Genomic DNA, 7,959 nt, shown 5'->3' on the forward strand with positions numbered 1-7,959 from the left:
GAAGGCCAAAATCATGAAAAAAAACAAGCCCCAAGTCCTGTGGGCGCTTGCCTTGGCGCTGGGCGTACCCGCCGCTGCCTGGGCGCGCGCTGGCGCCGAGCCCGGTGCCTCCGCCTGTCCGCCTTCGGTGCCGACCGACGCGCGCTGCTTCACTGCCGCGATGCCTTCCGGCGCGCAGGTGATGGCCATCATTCCAGCGGGCTGGCAGGCCGCGCAGGGCGTTGCGGTGATGCACGCCCACGGTGGCCCCAGCCTGGGCAAGGCCAATATCAAGCGGGTGGAAGAGGATGCCACCCGCTGGGCGGTGATGCCGGCCACCGGCTACGCCTGGGCAGGCACCAGCTACCGGCGCGGTGGCTACGGCGTGACAATGGCGGCAGACGACATGGAGGATCTGCGGCAATGGTTTGTGCAGCGTTTTGGCGAGCCGCGCCGCATGGTGCTGCACGGCCAAAGCTATGGCGGCGGCGTGGCATCGGTCGCGGCAGAGCGTTATGGCAGCCAGCCGGTGGGCAAATCAGGCCGCCCCGCGTTCGACGGTGTGTTGCTCACCAGCGGCGTGCTGGGCGGCGGTATCGATGCCTACACCATGCGGCTGGATTTGCGCGCGGTCTACCAGTATTACTGCCAAAACCACCCGTTGCCCAGCGAGCCGCAGTACCCGCTGTGGCAGGGGCTGCCAGCGGGCAATGCCATGACGCGCGCAGAGCTGGAGCGCCGCGTGCACGACTGCACCGGCATAGACAAACCAGCTGCCGAGCGCACGCCTGAGCAGTCCCTGCGTCTGCAGGGCATTCTGGCGGCGGTGCCCGTTACCGAGAAAAGCCTGAACGGCCACCTGAACTGGGCGACGTTTCTCTTCCGCGATCTGACGCAGCACCGCCTGGGCAACCGCAACCCTTTTGACAACACCCACACCTATTACCGGGGCGTGGATGCACAGGCACAGCAGCAACTGAATGCAGGCGTGCTGCGCTATGCAGCCGACCCGCAGGCCGTGGGCCAATTGCTGGCGGACAGCCGCCCCTCGGGCCGCACGCAACTGCCGACCGTTACCCTGCGTGGCATCCGCGACCAGACGGCTTTTGTGGAACTGGCCAACAGCTACCAGCAGATCCGGGAAGCGGCAGGCACGGCGGGCTCGCTGGTGCAGCTCTATACCAGCGAGAGCGGCCACAGCTACCTGAGCGACCCGGAATACCGCGCCGCCATGACTGGCTTGCTGGCCTGGATCGACCGGGGCGACAAGCCTACGCCGCGCAGCGTGGCCGAGCGCTGCACCCAGGAGGCATCCCGCCCTGCCGTGGCACAGGAGGGCAAGACCAGCAGCAACACGGGCTGCCACATCGAACAGGATTACCAGCCCCAGCCCATTGGTATCCGGGTGCCCGGGCCGCGCCTTTGAGGGCCGCGTGGGTACTGCTCGCGCGGCTATGCCTTTTTTTAAGCGCTGGCTCTACAGATAAGCGTTTTTTGCTATCAACAAGATAGTTTACGTCCGCATTCGTGAAGCGGCGCGCGTGAAGGCGCGCCGCAGACTCGGATTCTGCCGCGCTGCTATCGTGGGTGTTTGGTTTGAAAGGACATCCATGCAAGATCGTGTCAATCTGGGCAAAGCCCTTCCCGCCATCTACAAGGCCGTTGCAGCCACTGACGAGCTTGCCACCAAGGCAGCCATCGATGCTGGCTGGAGCGCAGGCTTTACCCACCTTATCAAAATGCGCGCCTCGCAGATTAATGGCTGCGCGTTCTGCCTGCGCATGCATTCGCGCGACGCGCTCGCATCGGGCGAAAGCGCTGACCGCCTGGCCGTGCTGCCCGGCTGGCGCGAGACCGGCTACTTCAGCGCCAAGGAGCAAGCGGGCCTGGCGCTGACCGAGGCCATCACCCAGATTGCAGACGGCCAACTGCCCGACGAGGTGTACGCTGCTGCTGCCACGCAACTGAACCCCGCCGAGATCGCCTCCATCGAATGGCTGGCCATCGTCATCAACATGTGGAACCGCGTGGCCATCTCCAGCCGCTACCCAGTAGCTCCCTGATTTGGGTTGCAAACAAAAGAATGGCTTTGCTGCCGTGTGCTGCATGCTATTGAAAATATAGTATTCAGATCACTGCAGTTCAATCTTTGCCTGCGCTGCAATCCGCTTCCACAGCGCAATCTCATCGGCCTGAAACCTGCGCATCTGTTCCGGGCCGCCGCTCATGGCAGTGGCGCCCAGGTGGGCGTAGAACTGCTGGGTCTCGGGCAGGCTGGCAATCTGGGTGAACCAGGTGGCCAACTTGGCGGCAATATCGGGCGGCGTCTTGCTGCTCACCATTGCACCCACCCAGGTATACGCCTCGATGCCGGGCAGGCCCGCCTCCTTGGCGGTCGGCACCTGCGGCAAGGCGGGCACGCGCGCGTCCGATGCCACAGCCAAGCCCCTGAGGCGTCCGGCCTTGATCAGCTCCTGCACCGAGGTGGCCTCGGCAAACGCATAGTCCACGGTATGGCCTGCGACGGCGGTGGCCACTTCGCCCGCGCCCTTGAAAGGCACATGCACGGTCTGCACCTTGGCCACATCGTTGAGTAATTCGCCCATCAACTGGTAGCCCGCCGATCCAGCGCCAAAATTGACCTTGCCCGGCGCAGCCTGTGCCTTGGCCACCAGCTCGCGCAGCGTCTTCACCTCGCCATCGCCGGGCGCCACCACCACGGCGGGGGCGCGCATCAGCATGGTAAGCGGTGCAAAATCTTTTTGCGGATCGTAGGGCAGGGCTTTGAACAGCGCGGTATTGACCGCCAGAGTGGAATTGCTGCCGATGAACACCGTATAGCCATCAGCGGGCGCCGACAGCGCCTGCTTGACGGCAATGAACCCGTTGCCGCCGGGCCGGTTCTCCACCACCACGGGCTGGCCGGTCACTTCCTGCAGCTTTTTGCTGTAGTAGCGCGCCGACGTATCGGTGCCGCTGCCCGGCCCGAAGGGCACGATAAATTTGATCGGCTTGCTGGGAAAATCCTGCGCGTGCAGCACCGGGCTGAATGCGGCCATCAGGCTGACGGCGCACAGCGCGAGCGCGCCGCGACGGGTAAAGAAGGTGTTCAAAGCGGTCTCCTACTGTCGTTATAGGCTGCGCGCCTGTGCGGCGCAGTCAAAACCGACTGTAGGGAGGGCGCCTGGGCCTGTCTATGTGCGATTTGGGTGGGCGTGATATGCAGGGCGTATCAAGACGGGGCTCGCGACCAGAAGACTGTGTTTTCGGGCGCGGTAGGCGTCAGCAGCATACTGCTCTCACGGTCCTCGAAAACCATGATTGCTGTGATGTGCACGCCATCATTGGCAAATAGTGTTTTGACACGTGCTGGCCCATAGCTCTTATGAATAAGGAGATCGCCTAGCGAAACCGTGCCCAATCCGGTCACTTGAAGTGATTCTGGGCTTTGGTAGTTATCGATGGCCTTTTGCACTGCAAGGTCTGATTCCTGCTTATCTTGGCCAAATTTTGCCCACAAGCGCGGTAGGCGCTGCTCTAAAACAAGATCGCTGTAGTCTTGCCAATCCCATTTGGATCCCAGAAGATCTGTGCGCTGGGGCGAAGGCAGAGCGTCAAACAGGTCTTTGCCAGTGAGAGCGAGATAGGCGTGGTAGGGGGCTGCGCCATAGGACTCCCACTCGGCACCTTCGCTGGGGTTTGTGGCGACGGAATCGGCCAGATCAGCCAGTGAATCGGCATCGCTCAAAGCGCTTTCGTATACCGCTTGCCCTTGCCCAATGAGCCAGATGCGAAAGTACTCAAAGCCGCTGTCCGTGCCATGGCCACGATTGAGGAGCAGGCCCGCCGCCCACACATCGCCCTGGTCGGCCTTTTCACGAAACTGATCAAACCGAATTTGAAAATCAACCACTTCTTGTGAGGTTCGTTGTGCAAGCGTTTGACCAAGGCGTTGTGCGTGCTGTGCATCGCCGCCGGGACCTTTGGCTTGTTCAATCAATGTCCAAAATTGTTGTTCGGTCATAGAGGTTGCGCTGCGGGGTGGGGCATTCAAGATGTTGAGCAAATAAGGACCTATACAGAAGACAAGTGCCACCAAAACCAGGGGTATACCCAGCAACCACCACAGCATGATTTTGCTTTCACGCCGAAAGTGGTGGTTGATGCCTGGGGTTTTCTTGTCTTTCATCCGATCTCCTGCCGATCCCCGATCGCCGCCCGCGTTGCCGCCGCCTGCAGCTGGAGCCAGGCGCAGAAGGCAGTGACCTCGGGGCGCTGCTGGCTGCGCGGGCCGATCAGCAGCCAGTAGGCGAGGGGCGAATCCATGCGGAATTCGGGCAGTACCTCGACCAGGTCGCCGCTGGCCAGCGAATCGGCGACCAGCGGCATGCGGGCGAGGGCCAGGCCCTGGCCGGTGAGGGCCGCCTGGGCGATCTGGTGGGCATAGTTGAGGAACAGCCAGCGCTTGGGCTGCAGGTTGGCGCAGCCATGCAGATCCAGCCAGCGCTCCCAGGTCAGCCAGTCCAGGTGCTGCAGGCGGTGGGCGTCGCCCGCTTCGATCAGGGTGTGGCGGGCTACATCGGCTGGCTGGGTGATGGGTGGAGAGCTTTTGAGCAGCCAGGGGCTCGCGACAACGGCCAGCTGCTCGCCAAACAGGCGTTGCGCGCCGCGCGCGGCGTGCTGAGGCAGGCTATAGCGCAGGGCCAGATCGACATCGGAGGTTTCCAGATCCAGCACGTTGTCGGTGGCATCGATGCGGATATCGATCTCGGGGTTGTCACGCTGAAATGCTTCCATGCGCGGAATGAGCCACATCGACGCAAAGCTGGCCCAGGTGGTGATGGCCACGCTTTTGCGGCCGCTGGTCTGGCGGATCAGGCGCACGGAGGCATCGATGCGCTCCAGTGCCGGGGTGACGGCGCGCTGCAACTGCGCACCGGCGCTGGTGAGTTCCACCGCGCGGGTGTGGCGCAGGAAGAGCGCAACGCCCACCTCGTCTTCCAGCGCCTGGATTTGGCGGCTGACAGCCGATTGGGTCAGCGCCAGCTCTTCCGCTGCCGCGCGGAAGTTCAGATAACGTGCCACAGCCAGAAAGGCGCGCAGGTGTCCGACGGCAATCGGGCGGGTGCGGAGCGGCGATGTCGGCTGGGCGTCGTCGGGCATGGTGTGTGGCAGTGTCGACACAGGGGGCACTGCAGCAGGTTCAGGAAATGCCTGTCTGGTGCAGAGGCGATCTGCCATTTTCAGGCTTTATGTGCGCGCGGCACCTGTTGTGGGCTTGCAGCTTGCTGGCGCCAAGCCCCACTGTGGCAGGAAGTACACAGAGGCTGGCCGGGTAGCCAACAAGAGAAGCTTGAACGCTCATCTTTTGATAGCTAAAGACTCGCCCCCTTTATACGCAAGCTCATCAAATCATCAAATACTAGGGTAAACCATTAATGCATAACCCGCATGGATCGGCACTCTTTAATTCATTGGACGGCCTGGTAGCTAAGGAGGAAGATACGTTCCTAGGGTTAACCCGATGTTCTATCCGGGGCACCCACAGCAAGGAATTCATACCATGGCAATGTCTGCATCTCATGTTCTGTCCGCTGGCACTATTGCGGGTGCTGGCGCTCTGCGCTCCTCCGGCCGTGCTGCATCGGCAGCGGCAGAGATGCGCACTCTGGCCGTTGGTCAGGCCAACAGTTTTGTTCCGCAACGCGATGCAGTGCTGCGCGTCTCGCAAGGTGCTGCGTGGGTGACCCTCGGCCTGGGTCTGAGCAACGAAGCGGGCCAAAAGGCAGGTGACGTGGTTCTGCAAGCGGGCCAGACTCTGCAACTCAAGGCAGGCCAATCGGTGGTGCTCGAAGGCAAGGGCCGCGAGCCGCTGGTCTACCACTTCCCCAAGATCCAAGGCGGCCAGCCCAATCTGGACGAGCAGCCTGCCAAGTGGTTCTCCCGCTTTCAGTGGGGCAAGACCGACGGCAGCATGCTCTACAACATCTGAGTTGATGCATATCAATTACGCCGCGGCGGCGTAGTCCCCAACAGCCTGCCTTGTGCAGGCTGTTTTGTTTCAGGGTGTCGCATCGGGTGCCCGCCTGCACGGCATGGGGTGCGGGCGCGCGATAATTGCGCAGTTTTGTCCTTCTGACCCCATTGGGCAGCGTCCTCTGGCTGTCCCCCATTCATTTCCATGACTGCTCCACTCGACATCATCATCATGGCCGCGGGCAAAGGCACGCGCATGAAAAGCCGCCATCCCAAGGTTTTGCAAAAGCTGGCGGGGCGCGCCTTGCTGCAGCATGTGCTGCACACGGCAGGCCAGTTGCAGGCACGCTCTGCGGTGGTGATCACCGGGCACGGTGCTGCAGAAGTAGAAGCTGCCACCACAAAAGGAGCGGGCGCCGGGGCTGGTTTTGATCTGAGGTTTGTGCGGCAGGAGCCGCAACTGGGTACCGGCCACGCCGTGCAACAGGCTGTGCCAGCTTTGGCGGGCGATGGCATGGCGGTGATATTGTCGGGCGATGTGCCGCTGACGCAAGCCGATACCCTGCAAGACCTGCTGCGCGCCGCTGGCAGTGACAAGATGGCGCTGCTCACGGTTGCCATGCCTGACCCGACCGGCTATGGCCGTATCGTGCGCAACGATGCAGGCACTGTGCAGCGGATCGTCGAACAAAAAGACGCCAACGATACCGAGCGGGCCATCACGGAGATCTACAGCGGCATCATGGCCGTGCCAGTCAAACACCTGACCCCATGGTTGGCGAAGCTGAGCAACAACAATGCACAGGGCGAGTACTACCTGACCGATATCGTCGCCATGGCGGTGACAGACGGCGTGCCGGTGGTAGGCCACCGCATCAGCGATGTGCTGCAGGTGGCGGGGGTCAACAGCCCCTTGCAACTGGCCGAACTGGAGCGTGCCCACCAATTGCGAGCCGCCCGCGCGCTGATGGAGCAGGGCGTACGCCTGGCCGATCCGGCGCGCTTTGATCTGCGTGACGACGCACGGGGCATGCCCGCGCAATTGGTCTGCGGGCAGGATGTGGACATTGATGTGGGCTGCATCTTTACCGGCAAAGTGTCCATTGGAGACGGGGCACAGATCGGTGCCCACTGCCACATCAGTAATGCCAGCATTGCTGCAGGAGCGGTGATCCATCCCTTTACCCATATCGACGGCGAGAAGCTGGGGGCCAGTGTGGGCGAAGGCGCATTGATCGGGCCATTCGCACGTCTGCGCCCTGGCGCGCAGTTGGGCCGCGAAGTACATATCGGCAACTTCGTCGAGGTGAAAAACTCCACGCTGGCCGACGGCGCCAAGGCCAACCACCTGGCCTATCTGGGCGATGCAACGGTGGGCGAGCGGGTCAATTACGGCGCAGGCAGCATCACTGCCAATTACGATGGCGCCAACAAACACCGCACGGTGATCGAGGCGGATGTGCACATTGGCAGCAATTGCGTACTGGTGGCGCCCGTCACCATCGGCGCGGGGGGGACGGTGGGTGGCGGCTCCACCATCACCAAGAATACGCTGCCCGGCGCCTTGAGCGTGGCGCGGGGCAAGCAGGTGAGCATTGCCAACTGGGCGCGGCCTGCCAAGAAAACAAGCAGTTAAGCCTATGGCGCGATGCGTCCCAGCCAAGCTGGGTGATAGACCGCAAGCAGGTAAGAGCCACTAACACAACCCTTGATACGTCGTTGTTTGGTCGGGGGCGCCTAGCCGGGGGCGCCCAGCCGGGGGCGCCTAGCCGGGGGCGCCCAGCCTCTTCGTACGTCTGAAGTCTGAACTGCCTGCGGCTTCGCCTGGCGCGGCCCGGCCTAGCGCGGCCCGGCCTGGCGCGACGCGACGCGACGCCTCGACCGCAAATCTAAGATTTACTGCGTTGTATTAGGTTCTATGTTTTGCGTCAAGCGACTTTCGGCAATAGTTGCTCCGGATTAAAGGCGGTCTGGCCTCTCCAAATTGCAAATGCCACTCGTAAA

7 protein-coding genes are annotated in these 7,959 nt (G+C 62.4%); 4 read left to right on the top strand and 3 right to left on the bottom strand.

Annotated elements, in window-relative coordinates; genetic code table 11:
• Positions 1-13 precede the first annotated feature (13 nt).
• Both HNP33_RS18685 and HNP33_RS18690 read left to right on the top strand, forming a co-directional pair.
• Positions 14-1,405, top strand: a complete 1,392-nt coding sequence (locus tag HNP33_RS18685) for an alpha/beta hydrolase family protein (RefSeq protein ID WP_184711233.1) — start codon at positions 14-16, stop codon at positions 1,403-1,405.
• 184 nt (positions 1,406-1,589) lie between these two features.
• The gene (locus HNP33_RS18690) at positions 1,590-2,042 is read left to right on the top strand and encodes a carboxymuconolactone decarboxylase family protein (RefSeq protein WP_184711231.1); all 453 of its coding nucleotides are present in this window, start codon (positions 1,590-1,592) and stop codon (positions 2,040-2,042) included.
• Positions 2,043-2,111: 69 nt separating this feature from the next.
• Here HNP33_RS18690 and HNP33_RS18695 read toward each other — a convergent pair whose 3' ends face one another.
• From HNP33_RS18695 to HNP33_RS18705, 3 genes are all read right to left on the bottom strand, one after another.
• On the bottom strand, positions 2,112-3,038 hold the full coding sequence (locus HNP33_RS18695; RefSeq protein ID WP_184711279.1) for a Bug family tripartite tricarboxylate transporter substrate binding protein: 927 nt from the start codon (positions 3,036-3,038) through the stop codon (positions 2,112-2,114).
• Positions 3,039-3,211: 173 nt separating this feature from the next.
• Entirely contained in the window at positions 3,212-4,168 is a 957-nt protein-coding gene (locus tag HNP33_RS18700) for a DUF4240 domain-containing protein (RefSeq protein WP_184711229.1), read from the bottom strand.
• Complete coding sequence (locus HNP33_RS18705; RefSeq protein ID WP_184711227.1) at positions 4,165-5,142, bottom strand: LysR substrate-binding domain-containing protein; 978 nt, start codon at positions 5,140-5,142, stop codon at positions 4,165-4,167. Before HNP33_RS18705 ends, HNP33_RS18700 begins: the two co-directional genes overlap by 4 nt.
• A gap of 400 nt (positions 5,143-5,542) precedes the next feature.
• Between HNP33_RS18705 and HNP33_RS18710 the strand changes: the two genes are divergently transcribed.
• Positions 5,543-5,971 carry a DUF2917 domain-containing protein gene (locus HNP33_RS18710; protein ID WP_233464602.1) on the top strand — a complete coding sequence of 143 codons (429 nt, stop codon included), beginning with the start codon at positions 5,543-5,545 and terminating at the stop codon, positions 5,969-5,971.
• Positions 5,972-6,160: 189 nt separating this feature from the next.
• Complete coding sequence (gene glmU, locus HNP33_RS18715) at positions 6,161-7,591, top strand: bifunctional UDP-N-acetylglucosamine diphosphorylase/glucosamine-1-phosphate N-acetyltransferase GlmU (RefSeq protein WP_184711225.1); 1,431 nt, start codon at positions 6,161-6,163, stop codon at positions 7,589-7,591.
• The last annotated feature ends 368 nt before the right edge of the window (positions 7,592-7,959 follow it).

Source organism: Comamonas odontotermitis (assembly GCF_014207855.1).
Taxonomy (GTDB): Bacteria; Pseudomonadota; Gammaproteobacteria; order Burkholderiales; family Burkholderiaceae_C; genus Comamonas; species Comamonas odontotermitis_A.